This is a genomic window from Kitasatospora sp. NPDC029367 (assembly GCF_055569135.1).
The window spans coordinates 9,068-31,036 of sequence record NZ_JBVHYH010000046.1 but is presented as its reverse complement, the minus strand read 5'-3'; the positions used below and the strand labels follow the sequence as shown (position 1 = coordinate 31,036).

Genomic DNA, 21,969 nt, shown 5'->3' with positions numbered 1-21,969 from the left:
GGGGGGGGGGGGAGGGGGGGGGGTTGACGCGGGGGGGGGGGGGGGGGGGGGGGGGGCGTCGGGGGGGGGGGGGGGGGGGGGGGGGGGGGGGGGGGGGGGCCCCCCGCGGGGGGGGAGGGGAGGGGGGGCCCGGCACCCGTGGGCCGCTACTCCTGGTCAGCTGTTGGTGAAGATCAGGCAGGTCAGGATGAGACAGGTGTACTGGCAGCCGCTGCCGTGGCCGGTCAGCTCGACGGACTCGGTCTCCGGCAGGTCCTGCAGCGCCGCGAGGTCGGTCTCGAAGTCCACCATGTTCTCCATGATCGGGTCCTCCCCTTGAGGGTGTCGCCCGCCGCGATCTGCCTGCGGGCGTCGGGTGTCGACCCCCGGCGCGGCCTCCCTCCGCCGCGCCGGGGTGGTGCCCCGGGCCTCGACGGGCCCGGGAGTCTGTGGGTGGCCGCTCGGGATCAGCCCGGTCGGCCGGTCCGCAGGAACGCGGCCAGCAGTTCGTGCAGGACGGCGGCGCCCTCCTCGGCGAGCACCTCGTGGCCGGAGCCGGCCGCCTCCACGTACCGGAAGTCCGCGCCCTCGACCCGGCCGATCCGCAGCAACTCGTGCCGCAGCGAACGGGATTGGCTGACCGGGACCACCTCGTCCCGGTTGCCGTGCACGACCAGCAGTGGTGCGCTCAGCCGGTGCGCGAGCTGGAGCACGTCGCGCGGTCCGCGGGCGTCCAGGACCGGGTCGCCGCCGCCCAGCCGGGTGGTCAACGCCCTGACGGGGGGCGCCGCTTCGGCCAGCAGTCGGGCGCCGGACAGGAACGGCGCGACCACCGCGCAGCGGGCGACCTGCTCGGTCGGCGCGTGCGCGGCCGCCAGCAGCGCCAGGAAGGCGCCGTAGCTGACCCCGAACAGGGCGGGCGGTTCCAGGCCGAGCGCCGCCCGTTGGCGGGCGATGCCCTCCAGCAGGTAGAGCACGTCGTCCAGGTCGGGCCCGCCCCAGGCGCCCCGGATGGCCAGCGCGTGCGGCACCCCGTAGCCGGTGGAGCCGCGCTGGTTGGGCGCGACCACCGCCAGGCCTTCGGCGGCCATCCGTTGCAGGGCCGGGTCGAACTCCAGCCGCCAGGCGTCCGCGGGGCCGCCGTGCAGCGCCAGCACCAGGTGCGGGCTGCTCAGCCAGGCGTCGCCGCCGTACACCACGGCCTCCAACGGGCCTGCTGGACCGGCGAGTTCGAGACTCTGTGCGGGCTGCCAGCGGCTCCCGTCGCCGGGCTGGGTGCTGCCGTCCAGGCGCCAACCGGCCGGCGGGGTGCGGGTGACGCGCGGCGCACCGGGCTGCCAGGGCAGGACGGTGTCCCGCCACGGGCCGGGCAGGCCCGAGCCCAGGGGCGCGAGTTGCAGCGGCAGCGGCATCGGGGCGGTCTCGGCGGGGGCCGGGCCGTGCGCCAGCAGGGCGTCCACGTCCAGGGTGGCCAGCGCCGCCGGGTGGTCGGGCGAGGAGTACGGGATGCGCAGCCCGGCGCCGTCCCAGTGCCCGACCGCGCCGAGTCGCCCGGGCGGCACCGGCAGCGGGTCCAGCCGCCCGACGGCGGGCCGCCACAGGGCGAGCGCCGAGCCGGCGCCGTGGTCGATCTGCACCGCGACCCGCGGACCGTCCGCCGCCTGCCGCAGCGCCACCGGGCGCAGGAACATGCCCGTGACGTGCAGGCATTCCGGGAACCGCAGCGGTTCCCCGCCGCCCAGCACACCCCAGCCGAGCCGGTCGGTGCCGGGCGCGTCGCTGCGCACCATCGCGAAGCGGGTGTCGGGGTCGAACAGCACCAGCCGGTCGTTGCTGTGCTCGCCGATCTCCAGCAGCGGGGTGGTGGTGCCGCTGCGCAGGTCCAGCACCACGCTGCGGACCAGCCCGCCGGCCACCCGGTCCAGGGCGAGCAGCGTGCCGGTGTGGTCCAGCCAGGCGCCGCCGCCATGCAGGCCGGGGATCTCGGCGACCCGCACGGGCTCGCTGCTGTCCGCCCGGATCAGCCAGACGGTGGTCGCCGGGCGGGTGTCGGCGCCCAGGGCGATCGCCACCGGGGTGCGCGGGTCGGCGCCGGGGGCCACCGGGAGCGGCAGCAGGCGCAGCCCGGGCATCCGGAGCGTGGCCACCTGCTGTTCCACGGTGCCGTTCTCGCCGTACGAGAGGCGGACCAGGTCGTGCCGCTCGCCGTCGTGCCGGCAGACCAGCACCGAGCCGTCGGGCAGTGCGACGAGCTGCGAGCGCAGCTGCTCCGACCGGTTGCCGGACAGTGGCAGCGCGGCGGGTACGGCGGGGGAGCCGTCCGGCGGGAGTCGCCAACTCTCCACGTACCAGCCGCTGTCGGCGGCCGCGGCCAGGCAGGCCGCGTGGCTGCCGTCGGCGGCGAAGGAGAAGCTCAGTCGGCGCAGGGCCCGGGTGGTGGTGCGGGTGGCCGTGTTCACGCCTCGCTCACCCCGTTGCTGTCGCACGGGAGTTGGTCGCGGGTGGGGGTCGCCGGGTGGGTGGGGGAGAGCGGGTGGGCGGGGGTCGCCGGGTGGGTGGGGGAGACCGGGCGGATGGGCGAGAGTGGGTCCAGCCAGAGCCGGGGGCCGCCGTGCCGGAGCCGGAGCAGGAAGGCCAACGGCCCCGCCGTGCCGGTGCCGTAGGCGGCGGCGCAGCCGGTACCCGTCTCGTCGGGCAGTACCAGCAGGCCGTCGCGCAGTGCGGTCCGGGCCGCGATCAGTTGTGCCAACCGGCTTGCCCCGGACCGGAATTCGGGATCGTCCGTGGCCTCGGCGAGGTCCAGCAGGTACTCGCCGTCGCCGGCCAGGCCGTGGCAGGCGCTCACCCCGCCGTGCCAGCGGCCGGCCAGGACAGCCCGGCCGGCGGCCCGGGCGAGGCGCAGCGCCTCGGTGTCACCGGTGGCCCGCCACAGCCGCAGCAGGAAGCTGCCCGCGCCGGAGGAGCCGCTGCACCAGTGCGAGAGCCGGATGTGCTCGGGGTCGGCGGCGTTCTGCGGCCACCAGGCGAGGGCCTGGCCGGTGTGGTCTCCGCCGTCGTCCCCGCTCCACCGTACGGTCGCGCCGAGCGTCCGCCCGGCGTCGAGGGCGGCTGCCGTGCAGGCGTCCCGCAGGGCGCGGTCGCCGGTCGCCCCGGCGGCGGCGAGCAGGAAGGCGCCGACGCCCGCCACGCCGTGCGCGAAGCCGAGGTGGGTGATCCCGGCGAGCGCCGAGTCGAAGTCGGCCGGCACCGGCCAGACCGTTCCGTACGGTTCCCGTCGCGCGGCGGTGAGCAGGGCGCGGGCGCAGCGCTCGGCGCGCTCGGTGAAGCCGTGGTCCTCGCGGAAGTCCTCGGCGGCGAAGCGGAGTTGGGTGAAACCGGCGCCCGCCGCGCCGTGGCAGACGTCCGGGTTGGGCCATTCGACGGCGACCCGCCGGGCGAGTGCGGCGGCCCGCTCGGCCGCCTCCTGGTCGCCCAGCACCCGGGCGGCGTCGAGCAGCGCCCAGGCCGTCCCCGACCGCCCGAAGTGCAGCCCGGGCAGCACCACCGGCTCGGCGGCGACCCGTCGTTCGATCCAGTCCGCAGCGGTCCGGGCCGTACTCGCGGCGGCCGCCCGGACCTCGGCCGGCAGGCCGGGCGCCGCGACCGCCCGCGCCAGTACGGCGAGCACGCCCGCGGCGCCGTGCTGCACGTTGCACGGGTCCGTCCGTTCTCCGGCGGGGACCACCGGCCACAGCCGGTCGGACCGTTCCGGTGTCGCGCCGGCGGCGAGGTGTCGCAGGCCGTCGTGCAGCACCCGGTCGAGGGGCGGGGCATCGGCGTCCGCGCCCGGCCACGGGGCGGCGTCCCACAGTGGCGAGACCACGGCGGACACGGTCGGGCCGGGCACCCCGGTGCCGCTGCGAGGCCCACCCCGCCCGCCCAGCGCCTCCCGGGCCCGCGCCAGGCTCCACCGCAGCTCCGGCTGCTCGGCCCGCAGCCCCAGCACCACCGGCGCCAGCCGCCGCGCGGTCGCGCCCGAGCGGGCCGCCAGGTCGAGCCAGCGGCCGAGCCGCTCGGCGACCGGGCGGGCTCGCGGGAGGTCCTCGGGCAGCAGCGGGTCGTGCCCGGTGGCGAGCAGGAAGAACAGCCCGCCGAGGGCGTAGCGGTCGGCGGCCGGGTCGGCGGTGCCGGTGCCGGCGAGGGCGAGCCGCCCCTGTTCGGGGGCGCGGTAACCGGGGGTGCCGGCCGTGCCGGCCCGGTGGCCGGTCTCGGCGGCGAGTTCGAGGTCGATCAGCCGCAGGCTGCCGTCCGGCCGGACCATCACGTTGCCGGGGGAGAGGTCGCGCAGCACCAGTCCCTGGTCGTGCACCCGCCCGACCAGGTCGAGCAGTCCGTGCGCCACCGGCCCGGCCTCGGCCCAGTCGACGTCCGGACTGCCGTCGCGCCGCAGCCGGGCGGCGACCCAGGCGCCGAGCGGCTGCCCGGCGATTCGTTCCTGCACCAGGAAGACGGAGTCGTCCTGCTCGATCAGTTCGACGGCGCGCGGTACCAGCCCCTGCCCGTCCAGCCGGGCGAGCAGCGCGGCCTCGTGCCGCAGTGCGTCGCGGGCGTCGGTCCCGGCGCGGTCGACCTCGATGTGGGCCCGGGCCTGCTTGACCACGACCTCCGCGCCGCTCGCGGCCTCGCGCCCGAGGAACACCCCGCCCTTGGCGCCGTGCCGTACGGCGGCGGTCACCGCGTAGCGCCCGGCCAGCAGCACCCCGCCGCCGCGCCCGCCCCCGCCGCGCCCGCCCCCGCCGCCTTCACGTCCGCCCCCGACCCCGCCTCCGCGCTGACGGGGGTCGCCGGCACCGCGGAACGGGTCCCGGACCCACCCCGGCGCCCGGTACGACCCCCCGCGCACGTCCTCGGCCCGCTCCCCGCCGGGCCCGCGCAGCACCGAGCGGTACTCCCCGTCGTTGCCGAGCTCCGCCCGGGCCGCGAACGCGCCGTAGCGGTAGTGCACCCGGCTGCCGGGCCGGTACGGCCGGTCGGAGAGCACCACCGGGCCGGGCAGCCCGGCCGTCACCCGGTCCAGTTCGGCCGCCAGCCGCTGGAACTGGGCGTCGTCCACTGGGTAGACGGTGATGAACTTCCCCGCCGAACCACGGTCGCTGTTACGGGAGTTGAGCTCACGCAGCCGTTCCTCGGCGGCGGCGAACTTGAAACTGCACGGGTCCGCGGCGAGCACCCGGACCACGGCCGCGAGCACCTCCCCGCCGACCACCGAGGCGGCGCTGACGTGCAGCTTCCACCCCTGCGCCGGTAACGGCGCGGACGCGGACGGCCGGGCCGTGCACCAGAAGCCCCCGACGGTGACGTCCCAGCCGCCGTCGCCTCCCCGGCCCCCGGCGCCGGCCAGGGCCGCCCGCGTCGTCTCCGGCCACGTACCGGTGGCAGCCGGTCCGTGGCCCGCCGGTCCCCGACCCCCGGCCGTACGAAGGGAGGTGTCCGCCCTCATCCGTCGCCACACCCCTTCGTCTCGGCCGCCCCGGCCCGCGGGTGCCCCTGTGCGGCACCCGCGGCGCGACGGCCCGGCCTGATCGGTTTCCTCGGTGAGGAGCGGGAGTCCCGCTCCGGGACGGGAGTCCTCAACCGGGCCCTCGACCGCTGGTGACCGCTCGGTGACCGCGCGGTCGCTCGGTGACCGTTCGGTCGGGGCAGTCGGGGCAGTCGGGGCAACTCCCGTTCGCAGGAATGAAGTTAGTTTCGAGAAATCCGAAGCCTCAACGCAGAGCCGGTCACTTCACTCGTAAGGGTGATCAGAGGGCGGTTTCGAATTCGTACGAGAACCCTGCTGTGAGTAACGGGCGCCGGGCGTACGGGCGTGCGCGGCCCGCGCGCGGCGCTCCAGGTGCCTCCGCAGCAGGTCGACGCCCGTGCGCGCCGCGTTGACGCGCATCCGTACGCCGGCGGCACCCACGTCCGAAGCGCGCCCGCCGCTGCCCCGTCGCAGCCGGACCGCTGCCCCGCCGTAGCCGGACCGCCGTCCCGCCGTAGCGCCGCCGCCGTCCCCCGAACGGCCGAGGCCCGACCGGCCCCGCGCGCACGGTAGTCTCGACAGGTGCCGAAACTGTCCGACGTCATCACCGCGCTCGAAGAGGTCTACCCCCCGCAGTGGGCGGAGTCCTGGGACGCCGTCGGCCTGGTCTGCGGTGATCCTCAGGCCGAGGTCAGCCGCGTGCTGTTCGCCGTCGACCCCGTCCAGGCGGTCGTCGACGAGGCCGTGGAGTGGGGCGCCGACCTGGTGGTCACCCACCACCCCCTCTACCTGCGCGGCACCACCAGCGTCGCCGCGACCACCTTCAAGGGCCGGGTGGTGCACACCCTGATCACCAACGGCATCGCCCTGCACGTCGCCCACACCAACGCCGACCACGCCGACCCCGGCGTCTCGGACGCGCTGGCCGAGGCCGTCGGCCTGCGGGTCACCGGCCCGCTGGTGCCGGACCCGACCGACCCGCTGGGCCGTCGCGGCACCGGCCGGATCGGTCTGCTGGAGCCCCCGCTGACGCTGTCGGCCTTCGCCGCGCAGGTCGCCGCCGGTCTGCCCGCGACCGCCGCCGGCGTGCGCGTCTCCGGCGACCCGGACCGGCTGATCGGCCGGGTGGCGGTGTGCGGCGGTTCGGGCGACAGCTTCTTCTCCGACGTACGGGCGGCCGGCGTGGACGCCTACGTGACCGCCGACCTGCGCCACCACCCGGCCTCCGAGGCCACCGAGGCCGCGCCGGTCGCGCTGGTCGACGCCGCCCACTGGGCCACCGAGTGGCCCTGGCTCGGCCTGGCCGAGCGCGCCCTGCGGGCCGTCGCGGACCAGCACGGCTGGGCCGTGGAGACCAAGGTCTCCCACCGGGTCACCGACCCGTGGACCGCGCACGCCCCCATGTCCTTCACCGCCTGACCCGATCCACAGGAGCTTTCCCCTTGAACGCCGCGCCCGCCGACCAGATCCGCCTGCTCGACCTCCAGGCCTTCGACTCGAAGCTCGACCAGCTGGCCCACCGTCGCCGGAGCCTGCCCGAGCACGCCGAGATCGACAAGGCCACCGCCGACCACACCGCGCTCAAGGACCTCGTCATCGCCGCCGAGGCCCAGAAGGGCGACACCGCCCGCGAGCTGACCAAGGCCGAGCAGGACGTCGAGCAGGTCCGCGCCCGGGCCGCCCGCAACCAGCAGCGCCTGGACTCCGGCGCGATCACCTCGCCGAAGGACCTGGAGAACCTCCAGCACGAGATCGGCTCGCTGGCCAAGCGCCAGGCCGACCTCGAGGAGGTCGTGCTGGAGATCATGGAGCGCCAGGAGAGCGCCGTGGCCCGGGTCGAGGAGCTGACCGCCCGCCTGGAGCACTCCACCGTCGTGCTCACCGAGGCCGAGGGCCGCCGCGACGCGGCCTTCGCCGAGATCGACGCCGAGGCCGACAAGGTCAAGCGCGACCGCGAGACCGTCGCCGCCGTCATCCCGGCCGACCTGCTGAAGGTGTACACCAAGCTGCGCGAGACCCAGGGCGGCGTCGGCGCGGCCCGGCTCTACCAGCGCCGCTGCGAGGGCTGCCGCACCGAGTTCTCGATCACCGAGCTGAACGCCATCAAGGCCGAGCCGGCCGACAAGGTGGTCCGCTGCGAGAACTGCTCGCGGATCCTGGTCCGCACCGCCGACTCGGGCGTCTGATCCGGTGGCGGCGCGCTTCATCGTCGAAGCGGACGGCGGGTCCCGGGGCAACCCGGGGCCGGCCGGCTACGGCGCGGTGGTCCGGGACGCCGACACCGGGCAGCTCGTCGCCGAGGCCGCCGAGTTCATCGGCCACGCCACCAACAACGTGGCCGAGTACAAGGGCCTGATCGCCGGGCTCCGGGCGGCCCGCGAGCTCGACCCGGACGCCTCGGTGGACGTCCGGATGGACTCCAAGCTGGTCGTCGAGCAGATGTCCGGGCGCTGGAAGATCAAGCACCCCGACATGCAGCCGCTCGCCGCTGAGGCGCGCACGGTCTTCCCGCGCGGCCGGGTCAGCTACACCTGGATCCCGCGCGAGAAGAACAAGGACGCCGACAAGCTCGCCAACGAGGCGATGGACGCCGGCCGCGACGGGCGCCAGTGGGAGCCGAAGCCCAAGGCCACGAACGGGGCCACGGCCGGGGCCACGGCCGGAGCCCCGGCCGAGGAGCCGTTGCCGAAGCCCCCCGCGCCCAAGGCCGGCTGGGCCGCCCCGGCGGACCTCGGCACCCCGACCACCTTCGTCCTGCTGCGCCACGGCGAGACCCCGCTCACCCCGGAGAAGCGCTTCTCCGGCAGCGGCGGCACCGACCCGGAGCTGTCCGACAAGGGCCGCTGGCAGGCCGAGCGGGCCGCCGAGGCCCTGGCCGCGCGCGGCAGCATCCAGGCGGTCGTCGCCTCCCCGATGCGCCGCACCCGGCAGACCGCCGAGATCGTCGCCGCCCGGCTCGGCCTGGAGGTCCGCTACGAGGAGGGCCTGCGCGAGGTCGACTTCGGCGACTGGGAGGGCCTGACCTTCGCCGAGGTGCAGGAGCGGTACCCGGACGACCTGTCGGCCTGGCTGGGCTCCGCCAAGGCCAAGCCGACCGGCAGCACCGAGAGCTTCGCCACCCTGACCCACCGGGCCGGTGTCGCCCGGGACAAGATCCTCGCCCGGTACGCCGGGAAGACGGTGCTGGTGGTCTCGCACGTCAGCCCGATCAAGACCCTGGTCCGGCTGGCGCTCGGCGCCCCGCCGGACTCGATGTACCGGATGGAGCTGTCCGCCGCCTCGATCTGCGCCGTCCAGTACTACGCGGACGGCAACGCCTCGCTGCGGCTGCTCAACGACAGCTCCCACCTGCGCTGACCCCACCGGGGTGCAGCGGCCACCCCGCTGGGGGGAGGCCGGCGCACCCCGGGTCAGTGCACCCCGGTCAGTGCACCTCGGTGACCACCACGTCCAGCTGCCACGGCTTGCGCGCCGTGCCCTCGGCCGCCAGCTCGACCCGGTGGCCCAGCGCCAGCAGCGCGTCCATCAGCTCGGCCGGCGTCTTCGGCTCGGCCCCGGCGACCAGCAGGTCCCGCACCAGCCGCCCCTTGGTCGCCTTGTTGAAGTGGCTGACCACGCTGCGCTTGCCGTCGCGCTCCTGGAGCACCCGGACGGTCGCCGTACGGGAGGCCACCTCGCCGGCCGGCTTCCAGGCCGCCGCGTACGCGGAGCTGCGCAGGTCCAGCACCAGCCCGTCCGCCACCTCGGGGAGCACCCCGGCCGTCACGCTCCGCCAGTACGCGCCGAGCGCCCCCAGCTCCGGGAGTTTCACGCCCATCGAGCAGCGGTAGGACGGGATCCGGTCGGAGATCCGCACCGCACCCCAGAGGCCGGAGAACACCAGCAGCGCCCGCTCGGCACGGTCGTACGCGGCGGCGTCCAGGGTGGCCAGCCCCAGGTTGTCGAACAGCACCCCGGTGTACACCTCGGCCGCCGGGCGGGCCCCGGCGGTGGGCAGTCCGGCGTTCTTGGCGATCTCGCCGCGCAGCCCGGGGCTGAGGCCGAGCACCTCGGCGGCGACGTCCTCGTCGCCCCGGCACAGGCCCACCAGCGCGTCCAGCACCGCGCCGCGCGCCGCCGTCAGCCCCGGCAGCGACAGCCCGTCGAGCGCGAGCGGCGCGCCGTCCCCGGACGCGGCCTTGCCCTCCGAGGGCGGCAACAGCACCAGCACAGCGGACTCCTCAACAATCTGTGGCGGACGAACCCCGCCACCCTACTGCGACCGCCCCACCCCTCAACGCCCCGCACAGCAGCAGCGCAGGCTCACCCGCCGAACCCGCCCCCAGCGCTCGCCCAGCCGCCCGCACCCCGGCCCGCCCCCACCCCACCGGGCCCGGTCCGGTCGGCAATTCGGTGGGCCGACCCGGCGTTCCCCACTACGGTGACCAGCGAAGGAGAGTGAACGAGATGACCATGCGACCCCTGGACCTGGTGCCCGGCGACGGCGACGCCGAGGAGGAGTCCCTGCCCCTGCGCCTGCCCGCCGGCCTGCCCGCGGAGACCAGGCAGGCGCTGGAGTTCGCGGTGCGGGCGGCGGCCGAGGCCGTGCTGGCCGGTCGGGTGCGCGTGACGGAGTCGGCCGCCGGGCCGGACACCGCCGAACTCGCCTTCGAGGTCCGCCAGTCCGAGGTCCCGGAGGCGCTCGCGGACCCGGCCCCGCAGGACCCGGCCCCGCAGGACCCGGCCCCGCAGGACAAGGCCGCCCGCCGGGCCGCGATGGTGGCCCGGATCCGCGCCGGGAACGCCGAGACGCTGGAGAGGTTGAAGGATCTGTGACCACGGAGTACCTCGACCTCGACGACGTCACCTACCTCGCCGGGGGCCCGCAGAACGTCCGTGATCTCGGCGGCCTGCTCTCGGCGATCGCCCGCCCGCAGGCCACCCTGTTCGGCGACGACGCCTACCCCGACCTGTGGACCAAGGCGGCCGCCCTCGGCCAGAGCCTGGCCCGCAACCACCCGCTGGTCGACCGGAACAAGCGCACCGCCTTCGAGGCGATGCTGCTGTTCCTGGACTACAACGCCGAGCCCTACACCGACCCGCACCCGGACGACGCCGTGGCCTTCGTGCTGCGGCTCGCCACCGGCGGCTACGACGACGCGATCGCCCTGGCCGCCAAGGACCTCAGGTCCCTCCTGGGGCGCTGAGCCCCGACGGGCACAGGCCGCCGGCGGACGCGCCGGGGGCCTGCGCCCGGAACCACCCGGGCCGCCCTACGCTGGCCTGCATGCCTCGCCGAAAACTGCGCGTCAAGGCCGTCGACTCCGCCCGGATCAACACCGAGCTCACCGAGCTCCGCACCCGCCTGGAGATCCACACCGAGTGGCCCGAGGCCGTGCTCGCGGAGGCGGAGGAGGCGGCCGGGCGCCCCCGGTTGCCGGAGTACGACGCCACCGACCTGCCGCTGTTCACCGTCGACCCGCCCGGCTCCCGCGACCTCGACCAGGCCATGCACCTCACCCACCGCCCCGGCGGCGGCTACCGGGTGCACTACGCGATCGCCGACGTCGCCGCCTTCGTCCGCCCCGGCGGAGCCGTCGACACCGAGGCCCGCCGCCGGGTCGAGACCCTCTACTTCCCGGACCACCGCGTCCCGCTGCACCCCGCCCGGATCTCCGAGGACGCCGCCAGCCTGCTGCCCGGCGAACCCCGCCCCGCCCTGCTCTGGCAGCTGGACCTGGACGCCGACGGCGCCGTCGTGCTGGCGGACCTGCGCCGCGCCCTGGTCCGGTCGCACCGCCGGCTCGACTACGCCGCCGTCCAGCGCGCCGTGGACCTCGGCGGCGCCGACGAACAGCTCGCCCTGCTCGCCACCGTCGGCCGGCTGCGCGAGGAGCAGGAGCGCGCCCGGGGCGGGATCAGCCTGCCGGTGCCCGAGCAGGAGGTTGAGGAGACCCTGCACGGCTACGTCCTCGGCTACCGCGCGCCCAGCCCCGCCGACGGCTGGAACGCCCAGATCTCGCTGCTCACCGGCATGGCCGCGGCCGAACTGATGCTGGACGCGGGCGTCGGCCTGCTGCGCACCCTGCCCGCCGCGCCCGCCGCCGCGTACGAGCGGCTGCGCCGGATCGCGGCCGCGCTGGACGTCGACTGGCCGCAGGCCCTCCCGTACCCGGAGCTGATCCGCTCGCTGGACCCGGAGGCGCCGCTGAACGCGGCCTTCCTCAACGCCTGCACCGGGCTGCTGCGCGGCGCCGGCTACCACGCCTTCGACGAGTCCCGCGGCCTGCCCGCCCCCGCCGAACCCGGGCACGCCGCGCTGGCCGCCCCGTACGCGCACTGCACCGCGCCGCTGCGCCGGCTCGGCGACCGCTTCGCCCAGGAGGTGTGCGCGGCGGTCGCGGCGGGGGAGGACGTGCCGGACTGGGCGCGCGAGGCGCTGCCGGCCCTGCCCGCCCTGATGGCGAGCGGGGACCGGCGGGCGGCCGAGGTGGAACGGGCCTGTGTGGACCTGGTGGAGGCCGAGCTGCTGGTGGGCCGGGAGGGCGAGGACTTCGCCGCGATGGTGATCGAGGTGGACGGCAAGCGCCCCGACTCGGGTGTCGTCCAGCTGCGCGAGCCCGCCGTCCGGGCCCGCTGCGACGCCGCCGACGGTACCGACGGGAGCGGGGGCGCCGGGGGCGGAGCCCCGCTCCCGCTCGGCCGGGTGATCGACGTCCGCCTCGTCCGGGCCGATCCGGCCACCCGTACGGTCCGCTTCGCGGCGGTCTGAGCCCCCCACCACCGGCCCGGGGTGCGAGGATCGGTCCGTGCCCGAAGCCCAGCCCCCCGCCGCACCCGCCACCGGACCCGCTGCCCCGTCACCCGCCGTGCCGGACACCGGGCGCCGCCGCCGGCTGCTGGTCCTCGCGATCTGCTGCCTGAGCCTGTTCATCGTCGGCCTGGACAACACCGTGGTGAACATCGCGCTGCCGGTGATCCAGAAGGACCTGGAGGCCCCGGCCTCCGGCCTCCAGTGGATCATCGACGCCTACACCCTGGTGCTGGCCTCGCTGCTGATGCTGTTCGGCTCGGTGGCGGACCGCTTCGGCCGCCGGCGGGTGTTCCGGATCGGGCTGGCCTGCTTCGCCCTCGGCTCCCTGCTGTGCAGCCTGGCACCGAGCCTGGAGTGGCTGGTGGCCTTCCGGGCGGTGCAGGCGGTGGGCGGCTCGATGCTCAACCCGGTGGCGATGTCGATCATCACCAACACCTTCACCGACCCGAGGGAACGGGCCCGGGCGATCGGCGTCTGGGGCGGTGTGGTCGGCATCTCGATGGCGCTCGGCCCGCTGCTCGGCGGCTTCCTGGTGGACGGCGCCGGCTGGCCGTCGATCTTCCTGATCAACGTTCCGGTGGCCCTGCTCGCCATGCTGCTGACCTTCCGTTACGTCCCCGAGTCGCGCGCGCCGCGGCCCCGCCGGCTCGACCCGGTCGGACAGCTGCTGATGATCGTGCTGCTCGGCTGCGGCACCGCCGCGATCATCGAGGGCCCGGGCAACGGCTGGACCTCCCCGGTGATCCTGGCCCTGGCCGCGGCCGCGGTCGCCGCGCTGATCGCCTTCCCGCTCTGGGAACGGCGGGTCGCCGAGCCGCTGGTGGACCCGCGCTTCTTCGCCAGTGCGCCGTTCACCGGGGCCACCGTCACCGCGGTCTGCGCGTTCTCGGCGCTGGGCGGCTTCCTCTTCCTCAACACCCTCTACCTCCAGGACGTCCGGCACTACAGCCCGGTCGAGGCGGGCCTTTGGACGCTGCCGATGGCCGCGATGATGCTGGTCTGCGCGCCGCTGTCCGGACGGATCGTCGGCAGTCAGGGCCCGCGCCTGCCGCTGGTGGTGGCCGGGCTGGGCCTGGCGGCGAGCGGCCTGCTGCTCACCCGGCTCGGCGCGGACTCCCCGGCCGCGCTGCTGCTGGCCGCGTACGCGCTGTTCGGCTTCGGCTTCGGCCTGGTCAACGCGCCGATCACCAACGCGGCCGTCTCCGGCATGCCGCGCTCCCAGGCGGGCGTGGCCGCCGCCGTCGCCTCGACCAGCCGCCAGGTCGGCCAGTCGCTGGGCGTCGCGGTGATCGGCACGGTCGTCACCTCGGCCGTGGTGGGCCCGATGGCCACCGGCTTCGCCCCGGCCAGCCACGCCGGCTGGTGGATCCTGGTCGGCCTCGGCGGCGCCGTCCTCGTCCTGGGCCTGGTCACCACGGGTGCCTGGGCCGACCGGACCGCCGCGAGGGTGGCCGCCCGCCTCGGCGGCGAGCCGCCGGCGGCCCGGCCCGGTGTTCGGGCGGCTCCGCCCGAGCGGCTACCATGACCACTACGGCGGAAGAGCCGGCCGGACGGTCGCGACGGGTCCCTGACCCGCCGAGGAACGTCCGGGCTCCACAGAGCAGGGTGGTGGGTAACGCCCACCCGGGGTGACCCGCGGGACAGTGCCACAGAAAACAGACCGCCCACCGCTTCGGCGGGTGGGTAAGGGTGAAACGGTGGTGTAAGAGACCACCAGCGACCGGGGTGACCCGGCCGGCTAGGTAAACCCCACCTGGAGCAAGGTCAAGATCGGTGCCTTCGGGCGCCGTGCGCGAGTGTTCGAGGGCTGCTCGCCCGAGCTCGCGGGTAGACCGCACGAGGCTGTCGGCAACGGCAGCCCTAGATGGATGGCCGTCTCCCCGGGCCGCGCGAGCAGCCCGGGTGACAGAACCCGGCGTACAGGCCGACTCTTCCGCCGCCTGGACAGCCGAAGGCCCTCCGACCCGAAACGGGTCGGAGGGCCTTCGCATGTCGCGTCGCGCCTCGCGGGGCCGTCGCGCGTAGCGCCCTGCGGGGGCGTGCTCAGGCCGGGCGGGAGCCGACGGCGTCGCGGATCTGTTCGCCGAGGCCGCCGTTGACGCGGGCGCAGTTGGCGCAGCAGAAGAACATGCCGGCCACCTCGACGCCGTGGCCGACGATGCGCACGTTGCACTGCTCGCAGCGGGGGGCGAGCTTCTCCATCGCGCACTCGAAGCTGTCGAAGGTGTAGGTGTCGCCGGTGACCGTCCTGATCTCGAAGGCGAGCCAGTAGTCGTTGCCGCAGGTGACGCAGATGGCCATGGCGGCCGTCTCCTTCCGGTGGGGGCCGGCCCTGGCGGGGCGGCTCCCTCCAGTCTCGAAGGCGTGCCCGGCGGCGGCCACCCGGCGCGCCCGTCCGGCGGGCCGGGCCGGTGGGAGCGGTCAGCCGGAGTCGGCGGAGAGCTGTTCCAGCGCCCGGACGGCGCGGTCGGCGTCGTCGGCGGCGACGAACAGGTGGTCGTGGTGGAAGCCGGCCACCACGTTGCAGCTGATGCCCTGCTCGGCGAGGCGCCCGGCGACGGCGGCGGTCAGCCCGACGGCCTCCAGCACGGAGTGGATCTGCAGGGTGATCCAGGCGGCCACGTACTCGTAGCGCAGCCCGAGCGCGTCGGCCTCGTCCTGGGCGACCACCACCGTCACCCCTTCGGGCTCGGCGACGGTCACCACCGGCCGCATTCCGGCGGGCACCTTCGCGGGGAGGGTGCAGTAGACGTACCGCCCCGGGTTGAGCTGCGGGCGCATCCCGCGCAGCAGGGTCGCAAGGTCTCGTTCACCGGCCATGCCCGTCACCGTATCCGTTCCGCCCGGGCCCGCGTCATCTGTCGGATGGCACGAAAGAGTTCACTCAGCAAGCGCCTGACCAGCTTAGTGAATAGTTCAGCACACCGGAGGTTCACCCCACTGGAGCACTGAACTGTTCACTAAGGAGACCTGAGGGGAACCGCGTGGTTCAGAGGTGAGTCGGTCACGACGCGGCCCTTCGGCTGCTGGCGCCGGGCTTCCGGGATTGGCCCTTTGCCGCATACGCTGCCTCGAAGTGATGGCCGAGAGGAGTCTCGTCCATGATCGAGCGGGTGATTTCCTCCTGGCCACCGATGACGGCGGTGATGGCCGACTCGCGGATGAGCTGGGACAGCGCGCCGATGCTCCCGGAGGTCCGATCGTGCAGGTACGGGGCGAGCCGGGCGAGGGCGCCGACCTGGTGCCTGAACAGCCGGAGGTTGCTCTCCATGCCGAGGACCGTGCGGGCCCACTCAGTCTTGTCGTCGGTGGTCTTGAACGGGAAGTTCGTGATCTGGTGGTGGCTGTTGCGCCCCGAGGTCTGTGTGGCGCGCCCGCTTGCAGTGCCTTCGAGGAAGAGGCCACTGGTCTTCAAGTCGGCGCCGGTGTAGACGAAGGTGGCGGCGACGTGGTTGGCCAGATACTTAAGGTGGTCGTTGACGACCTTGCCTTCCCGAGCGGAGAGATCAAGGAAGTGCACATCGTCGATGATGACCAGCTCGACGCCGGACTCGCTCATGGCGGTAAGGACTTGCCCCGTGATCATGTTCTTCGACCATCGCGGATGGTAGAGCATGCCCATGTAGTCGGCGAGGATCATGCTCAAGTCTTTCGGGGTCGCCTGGGACGGGATGTTCAGGTAGACGACCGGCGTGTAGTCCACGGAGAGGCCGTCCTTGATATACCCGGGCGCGAAGCGGTCGGGGTGGCGGCGTCGCAGTCTGTGCTCGAAGTCCGCGGCGAACAGCTTGACGGTGGTTGACTTCCCGACCGTGGGCGGCCCGTCCAGGACGATGCCGCGGCGCGCGCCAGCAGCCTGACGGCTGTTGACCTTGATGCGCTTGTGGAGGATCGCGTGGACCTCCTGCAACTGAGGCGTCGAGATCAGCGGGAGAGCGCTGTGGTAGGCGTCCCGGGCGTCGTTGAAGTCTTCCCGGTCGTCCTCGTTCATGGCCTTGTAGGACTCGTACGTGGGCATCTCGGGAGGCTTCGGTGCCACGTTGGCGAGATAGCCGCGCCACTCCTCCTTGGTCCGGGGCTCCGCCAGTCCTGGGTGCTTGAACGCCACGCTCGTCACTCCGGTCGGGGGTCGTAGGTCGGTGCCGGCGTCAGAGAGGCGTAGTCGATGCCGTCGTCCAGCATCACGTCCGAGGTGCCCGTTCCGGGCACGACCGTGAGCGGCGGGTGATCGTTGACAGGAGGAGTGGATCGCTTGAGATCGTCGGTCTGCGCCCTGCCGCGGGTGTCGTCACGGAACCGCCGCTTGCGGTCCTTCGCCCAGGTCTCCGGCGCGTCCATGCGGTTTTGCAACTCGATCAGCGCTGCGGCGACGGCTTCCTGATCGGTGGCGGCCTGGCCCCGGACGGCGAGGAGCCGCTTGGCCTCGCGAAGGGTGATGTCGGTGAACGGCTGGTGCTCGAACTGGGCCTTCGTCCACCGCAGAACGTGCCAGCGCCCATCGGAGGGATGCCGGAAGTAGGCGTGGAGGAGATTGCGCGGATCGTAGCGGATGGGCCAGAGACCATCGTGGTCCTCCGACTTGGCCCCGCGGAACTGGTAGAGGACGTCGGCGTTGTAGACGAGGTGGTTGAGCTCGATGCCGTGCGGGTGGATCTTGCGGCGCTCGATGGGCAGCAGCTCGAAGTAGAGGTCCGGATCGCGGGGGACGTCGATATAGCCCGCCGCTCCGAGTGCCATTTCGTATGCCTCATTGGGGCTGATGCGAAGGTCGGGGAAGCCGTTGAGGTGGAGCCCGCGGTGGTGCTGGCGCTGGTAGACGGTGACCACGTACTCCGCGAAGAACTCGGTGATCTCATCGACGGTCCAGCGAGCCTGGGCCTCGGCGGTACGGCCGCGGTGGGCAACCGTGAACGACTTGTATCCGGCGACGTGTTCAGAGAACTGGGTGCGAATGGTTCCGAAGAGGCGTTCCACCTGAGGCTTGTCGGTGGGCTTGAGCTTGCGGGCGTCCTGGATGTTGATCTTCCAGCGCAGGCAGGCGTCCCGGACGATCTTCGACTGGTACGGCTTCCCGTGGTCGAACATCAGGGTCTCGGGATAGACCACCGGCCGCGCGGCGGCGTGCGTGAGACGGTCGTCCACGCTCGCCATGCGGTCGAAGGGGAGGCGGAGCATCTGGAACCTCAGAGCGTCCGCCCACCCTTGGCGCATGGGCTCTGGAGTCATCACGTCTGCGAGGACCAGGCCGATGTCGATCGCTTTGGTGCCTTCGGGGGTGAGGCGCCAGGCGAGGATCGAGCGGGTCGCCACGTCGATGGCGACGGTCACCTCGACGCGCATCGTGGTCTTCGTCTCAGGGTCGTAGCTGAGAACGTCCAACGGCGTGCTGTCCAGCATCACGATCTCGCCAGGCCTCGTGGCGAGGACGGTACCGAAAGTGCGGTCAGGCTGGTTGGCGGCGGACGCGCGCCGGTAGGCCGGCGCTGTCATGTCGTTTCCGAGCAGGATGGCGACCGCCCGGCGGAAGGTGTGTTTCAGGGGCAGCACGACGACGCCTTCGCCATAACTATCGTTCAGGCGGTTCTGGCACCGACGGTGGAACCGGCCGCCGATGGTGGCGGTTGAGTCCATCTGCTCGGCGGCAGCCTGGTCGATGATGGCTTGGATGACCCGCGGGTCAAGGTTCTTGAGAGAGTTGCGGACTCTGGCCTGCCGCTTGTCGACCAAGCCCCAGAGCCCCTGGCTCTGACGCTGTTCCCAGAGCTTGAAGATCCACCGGCGTGTTCGCCCGAGTTCTTCGGCCTTGGCCTGGACCCGTTCGGTCACCGGAAGCTCAGGCCGGTAGGCGTCGCGGGGCTCGTGGGGGAGCGCGTCGAGCGCGCTCCCGGACCGGTAGCCGGTCATCGCCTCCAGCAGATGCGCCTCCAGTTCGAGAGCGGCGTCGCGCACGGCAGGGGCCAAACCAGAGAGGGCGCCGACCACATCACGCTCGTCCTCGTCGTGCACGCCGTTGACCTTGGGGGGTTCGATGCCGGCGCGGAAGGTGGCGTCGTTCAGGATCTCCGTCAGCATGATTGCCTGGAGGCGTCCGGTCTCGGACCGAAGGCGGACGGTCGTTCCGCTGATGCCGACGACCTGGTGGCGTTCATCCTCGAACTCGATCCAGTCTTCGACTGCGATCCGGTGCGACTGCGGCACTAGTTCCCCGCCTTGGTGTCGGCTGCCTTGACCAGGGTGGTGTCCCGCAGCGGCTTGGTGATGTCGAACGTCAACTGGCCAGTCCACATGAGGTGGTAGACCACAGAGCGGGCCAGCTCCGGGAACGACTGGAAGGACGCCAGGTCGCCTATCGCGACCGGCCTGGCGGCTACGGCCAGCATCGGTTCCACAAGCTCCGTGCCGGCCCGCAGGGGCCTGCGGTAACCGGCAAGCCAGTCCACCGTCGCCCACGTCAGCGAATCCGGTTCGGAGACCATCTCGTAGTCCCAGCCGAGGTCTTCGCACACCACCGCGGTGCGGTCGCGCTGGCGGACCACCATCAGGTCGCCGGAGAACCTGACGGCCTTGACGTCGATGATCTTCACCGAGCCGTCGGTCCGGCGCACGAACAGGTCAGGCACGTGCTCCCACCGGCCTTCTGAGTCCGCCCCGTGAAGCCGGAACGGCTGACTGGCCAGCACCGCCGTGTCCGCTGCGAAGTCGGTGAGCTTCAACCACTTCGCCTCCAGCCAGGACTCGTACGCCACCATACGGTCACAGGAAGCCGCCCAGTACAGCCCCGGCGTATGGCGCTGCCCCGCATAGCTGGGGATCTCCCGGACCGGCAGGCAGTCCTCGAACCGGACACCGCCGACACGCCCAGCCGCAGCGACCTTCTCGGTTCCATCCGGCTCGACGAACTGCACCACCGTGCCGCTCGCCGCAGGATGCAGGACCCTCAACCGTGACCCAGCCCCCACATCCATCCCCTTCCCAACCCGCTGGTTCACCAGCCGACAGCCGCAGCGACAAGCCGCGGAACATCCCTGCGGTTCGGCGCGAGGACCGTCTTCGCCGCCCCGCTGCGGACTAGCCGATCCGCCCAACTCCTCAGCCGCCCGGCCGCATCCTGAGGATCGTGACCGGTCAGCAGACTCCCCGCCGTCCGCAGGACGAACGCGGCTTCAAGAGCCGATGCCGGCGGCGAACCCACTCGGCCACGAACCTCACCAGCCACGCTACACAGCCACGCGCCAGGGCCGCGGCCCGACGACGGCATCCCCAGGTCCTCCAGCTCGGCGGCCGTCGCCGCCTCCCGAACCAACTCGGTGACGAGCCGCACCCCGGCGAACCACTGACGTGGACTCACCTCATCACCCAGCGCCCGCACCGGCCTGCCGGCGAACGCCTCCAGTAGCGGACGCTGCCAGACCACCAAGATGTCGCCGACCGCCGTCACCGGAAGATCCGACAACCTGGCCTCGCACCGCCCCATCGCCGATCCCGCCAGCACGTTGCCGCACACCCCCGGATCGAGCGCCCCTTCGCGCACCGGAAGCATCCCGAGCTGTGCCCGACCAGACTGGACACGACGCCCGCAACCGGCGCACTCATCGACCAGCAGACACCGGTGCACCGGACAGACCGCAGCAGCAGACAGCCGCCACCACAACCGCGACACCGGAACGTCGGCGACGCAGAGCGGACACACCCGCCCCCCGTAGACGCTCACCCACTGATCGGCCTGCCATTCGCGAAGCCGCGACACCGTCAGCTTCCCGACCGGGGCACCGACGACGGCGACGTTCGCGAGCTGCATCCCCGTGAACCGCCCGGCCGGAATCCCTGTGCATGCCTCCAGCCGCTCGGCCGCCTCCAGCGACAGGCAGACGCCGAATCCCACCGGCCTCACCTGGCGCACCCCGCTCAGGTCCAGCCCGAGCGCCCGCGCGAAGAAGCCGGGCGCAACCCCGATGCGGTACGCGGCCCTCCATAGCCACGAATCGAATGCCTCCTCCGGGCATGGAACGGCAACGGCCGGAAGCCTCCTCCTGGCGCCGGACGACCGCATGCCTTCCCCTCCGATCCGAGCGCGGGGCACCCGGGCGGCACCCTCTGACCAGGTCTGACCCCAAACACGCTACCGAACAAATGTACGAATAGCAGGGGTTCTCAGAGACTCGCCAGCCCGCAGAGTAAAGGGGATACTCCGGGCCAGATACGCCAAACCGGCGATGCTAGGACAACTCGGCATCAAACCGCCGTAATCTACCGCCATGGGGAACACGAGCGCTCGAACGGCGAACAACCGCCGCAACACCGTCGCTGTCGTCATCACCACGCGCGGCGGCGAACGCTACCTGCTCCACCGCAAGCACACACCCGATGCTCTGGACCCGCGGTGGTCACTGTTCTGGGACACTCAGCGCCCCGACGAGCTGCCCTTCCATACCGCAGACCGACTCATCGCCCGGCCTAGCCTCAGCTCAGTTCACACCGAAGACCTCCAGGAAGCCTTCCAGATCACCGGCATCCCAGGTCTCCCCGCCATCGTCTTCACCGCCACCTGGCAGGACCAGCCCCAGCCCCCGCTTGTCCCCGGCGTCTTCGTCTCCGACTTCTTCTCCGCCGACGAACTCCCGAACATCCCCCTCGACCCGGCCACCGCACTCATCCTGACCGAATACCTCAAAGGCCCCACCCACTGGAACGCCGAACAGATCCAGAACGCCGCCGTCGCCCACGCCAGCACCCCACCAGCCGAGCCCGAGCCACCCGCACTGACCCCCGTAACTCCCACCTTCGCGGACCTGGGCCCCCGATCGGAAAGCCGGCTGCGACGGCTCCTCACCACCATGCCGCAGCCCTTCGCCTCCGCCGCAGACGACACTGAGCCCACCGCAGCACCCACCGGCGTAGCGATCATCGTCTGCGACAACGCCGGTCACGTTCTCGCCCACCACTACGCCGCAGCCATCGGTCGCTCCCTTGAACGCTGGCTGATCCCTTACACCCTCATCGCTGACGGCGAAGGGCCTGAGGACGCTGCCATGCGCGCTGTCTTCGATGGCAGCAAAATCGTCATCACTGACAACATCCTTGACTACCTCTTCACCCACACGGACCCCGACGACCCCGACAAGGTCACCGCGATCTTCGCCGCCCACTGGAACGGCAACCCCGCCACGCTGAACCTTGAGGGCGTTACGAACAGCATCACGATGGCACCAGGGGACCTCTTGAGGTGCCCTATGCCGCGGCACCTCAAGTCCGCCCTCCGTCGCTACCGGATCGGTATCGACCGGTGGAACCAGCTCCGCCGCGTCGTCTAGGGGCCGTCGGTGTCGCCGCGGCACCCATCTCGGTACTGCTCGGTGTTCTCCAGCGGGACGCGGTACGCCGCGTTCCACTGGCGCTTCTCACGTTCGATCAGGTCGTTGCTGGTGAGGAGGAACGGCGTCTTCACGGGGCGCTCAGCACTCACTCAGCGTCGAAACGCTGACTCCTGGTGAGGAAATTGCGTGGGCCCCGTCCGGCGCCACTCTCGACGTGACGCGGCCCACGCGCCGACAGGAACAAAGGGCGATAAGCACTCCGCTGTGGCTGATCCGGGACAGCCGCCCCGATGTGGATTGGGGGGGGGGGGGGGGGGGGGGGGGGGGGGGGGGGGGGGGGGGGGGGGGAGGGAGGGACGGCAGCACGACCCACCAAGCCCCGG

Annotated in this window: 19 protein-coding genes and 1 other RNA gene; 9 read left to right on the top strand and 11 right to left on the bottom strand. The window is 73.1% G+C overall.

The features are described 5' to 3' along the window. Window positions 1-156 precede the first annotated feature (156 nt). The 3 genes from ACZ4W5_RS23650 to lanL form a co-directional block, all read right to left on the bottom strand. Window positions 157-300 (bottom strand): VenA family class IV lanthipeptide, encoded by a 144-nt coding sequence (locus tag ACZ4W5_RS23650; RefSeq protein ID WP_157882160.1) that lies wholly within the window; start codon window positions 298-300, stop codon window positions 157-159. 146 nt (window positions 301-446) lie between these two features. Continuing rightward, a complete protein-coding gene (locus ACZ4W5_RS23645; protein ID WP_465656701.1) occupies window positions 447-2,438 on the bottom strand; it encodes an alpha/beta hydrolase family protein in 1,992 nt (663 codons plus the stop codon). Next, window positions 2,435-5,458 (bottom strand): class IV lanthionine synthetase LanL, encoded by a 3,024-nt coding sequence (gene lanL, locus ACZ4W5_RS23640; protein ID WP_465656699.1) that lies wholly within the window; start codon window positions 5,456-5,458, stop codon window positions 2,435-2,437. The genes ACZ4W5_RS23645 and lanL overlap by 4 nt, the downstream gene beginning before the upstream one ends. 603 nt (window positions 5,459-6,061) lie before the next feature. On the opposite strand from lanL, the gene ACZ4W5_RS23635 reads away from it, so the two are divergent. From ACZ4W5_RS23635 to ACZ4W5_RS23625, 3 genes are read left to right on the top strand one after another with little or no spacing between them, the layout of a single operon-like run. Further along, window positions 6,062-6,898, top strand: a complete 837-nt coding sequence (locus tag ACZ4W5_RS23635) for a Nif3-like dinuclear metal center hexameric protein (protein WP_360228216.1) — start codon at window positions 6,062-6,064, stop codon at window positions 6,896-6,898. A 23-nt stretch (window positions 6,899-6,921) separates the two neighbouring features. Further along, the gene (locus ACZ4W5_RS23630; RefSeq protein WP_360228213.1) at window positions 6,922-7,665 is read left to right on the top strand and encodes a zinc ribbon domain-containing protein; all 744 of its coding nucleotides are present in this window, start codon (window positions 6,922-6,924) and stop codon (window positions 7,663-7,665) included. Between the two features lie 4 nt (window positions 7,666-7,669). After that, window positions 7,670-8,836: a bifunctional RNase H/acid phosphatase gene (locus ACZ4W5_RS23625; protein WP_465656696.1), complete on the top strand. Its 1,167-nt coding sequence runs from the start codon at window positions 7,670-7,672 to the stop codon at window positions 8,834-8,836. A gap of 67 nt (window positions 8,837-8,903) precedes the next feature. Here the strand turns inward: ACZ4W5_RS23625 and yaaA are convergent, their stop codons facing one another. Next, entirely contained in the window at window positions 8,904-9,689 is a 786-nt protein-coding gene (yaaA, locus tag ACZ4W5_RS23620) for a peroxide stress protein YaaA (RefSeq protein ID WP_360228207.1), read from the bottom strand. A gap of 236 nt (window positions 9,690-9,925) precedes the next feature. Here yaaA and ACZ4W5_RS23615 point away from each other — a divergent pair, with 236 nt between their 5' ends. The 5 genes from ACZ4W5_RS23615 to rnpB all read left to right on the top strand — a co-directional run bounded on the left by ACZ4W5_RS23615 (window position 9,926) and on the right by rnpB (window position 14,208). Continuing rightward, window positions 9,926-10,294 (top strand): hypothetical protein, encoded by a 369-nt coding sequence (locus ACZ4W5_RS23615; protein WP_465656695.1) that lies wholly within the window; start codon window positions 9,926-9,928, stop codon window positions 10,292-10,294. Continuing rightward, window positions 10,291-10,665, top strand: coding sequence for a type II toxin-antitoxin system death-on-curing family toxin (locus tag ACZ4W5_RS23610; RefSeq protein WP_375887989.1), 375 nt, complete (start codon window positions 10,291-10,293; stop codon window positions 10,663-10,665). Before ACZ4W5_RS23615 ends, ACZ4W5_RS23610 begins: the two co-directional genes overlap by 4 nt. A gap of 80 nt (window positions 10,666-10,745) precedes the next feature. Next, window positions 10,746-12,230: an RNB domain-containing ribonuclease gene (locus ACZ4W5_RS23605; RefSeq protein WP_465656693.1), complete on the top strand. Its 1,485-nt coding sequence runs from the start codon at window positions 10,746-10,748 to the stop codon at window positions 12,228-12,230. Window positions 12,231-12,327: 97 nt separating this feature from the next. Then, entirely contained in the window at window positions 12,328-13,797 is a 1,470-nt protein-coding gene (locus tag ACZ4W5_RS23600; RefSeq protein ID WP_465656738.1) for an MFS transporter, read from the top strand. Between the two features lie 13 nt (window positions 13,798-13,810). Further along, window positions 13,811-14,208: RNase P RNA component class A (gene rnpB / locus ACZ4W5_RS23595), an RNA gene on the top strand. 107 nt (window positions 14,209-14,315) lie between these two features. Here the strand turns inward: rnpB and ACZ4W5_RS23590 are convergent. From ACZ4W5_RS23590 to ACZ4W5_RS23565, 6 genes are all read right to left on the bottom strand, one after another. Beyond that, entirely contained in the window at window positions 14,316-14,573 is a 258-nt protein-coding gene (locus ACZ4W5_RS23590; protein WP_360228195.1) for a Prokaryotic metallothionein, read from the bottom strand. A 120-nt stretch (window positions 14,574-14,693) separates the two neighbouring features. Then, window positions 14,694-15,092, bottom strand: a complete 399-nt coding sequence (locus ACZ4W5_RS23585; protein WP_465656691.1) for an ACT domain-containing protein — start codon at window positions 15,090-15,092, stop codon at window positions 14,694-14,696. A gap of 184 nt (window positions 15,093-15,276) precedes the next feature. Next, a complete protein-coding gene (locus ACZ4W5_RS23580; protein ID WP_360228189.1) occupies window positions 15,277-16,380 on the bottom strand; it encodes a TniB family NTP-binding protein in 1,104 nt (367 codons plus the stop codon). A 5-nt stretch (window positions 16,381-16,385) separates the two neighbouring features. After that, the gene (locus ACZ4W5_RS23575; RefSeq protein ID WP_465656689.1) at window positions 16,386-18,470 is read right to left on the bottom strand and encodes a transposase; all 2,085 of its coding nucleotides are present in this window, start codon (window positions 18,468-18,470) and stop codon (window positions 16,386-16,388) included. Continuing rightward, window positions 18,470-19,180: a TnsA-like heteromeric transposase endonuclease subunit gene (locus tag ACZ4W5_RS23570; protein WP_465656688.1), complete on the bottom strand. Its 711-nt coding sequence runs from the start codon at window positions 19,178-19,180 to the stop codon at window positions 18,470-18,472. The genes ACZ4W5_RS23575 and ACZ4W5_RS23570 overlap by 1 nt, the downstream gene beginning before the upstream one ends. Window positions 19,181-19,257: 77 nt before the next feature. Further along, on the bottom strand, window positions 19,258-20,322 hold the full coding sequence (locus ACZ4W5_RS23565) for a TniQ family protein (RefSeq protein WP_465656686.1): 1,065 nt from the start codon (window positions 20,320-20,322) through the stop codon (window positions 19,258-19,260). Window positions 20,323-20,527: 205 nt separating this feature from the next. Here ACZ4W5_RS23565 and ACZ4W5_RS23560 point away from each other — a divergent pair, with 205 nt between their 5' ends. Then, window positions 20,528-21,583: an NUDIX hydrolase gene (locus tag ACZ4W5_RS23560; RefSeq protein ID WP_465656684.1), complete on the top strand. Its 1,056-nt coding sequence runs from the start codon at window positions 20,528-20,530 to the stop codon at window positions 21,581-21,583. Here ACZ4W5_RS23560 and ACZ4W5_RS23555 read toward each other — a convergent pair. Next, window positions 21,580-21,717: a hypothetical protein gene (locus tag ACZ4W5_RS23555; protein ID WP_360228175.1), complete on the bottom strand. Its 138-nt coding sequence runs from the start codon at window positions 21,715-21,717 to the stop codon at window positions 21,580-21,582. The two genes, ACZ4W5_RS23560 and ACZ4W5_RS23555, sit on opposite strands and share 4 nt — an antisense overlap. Window positions 21,718-21,969: the final 252 nt, after the last annotated feature.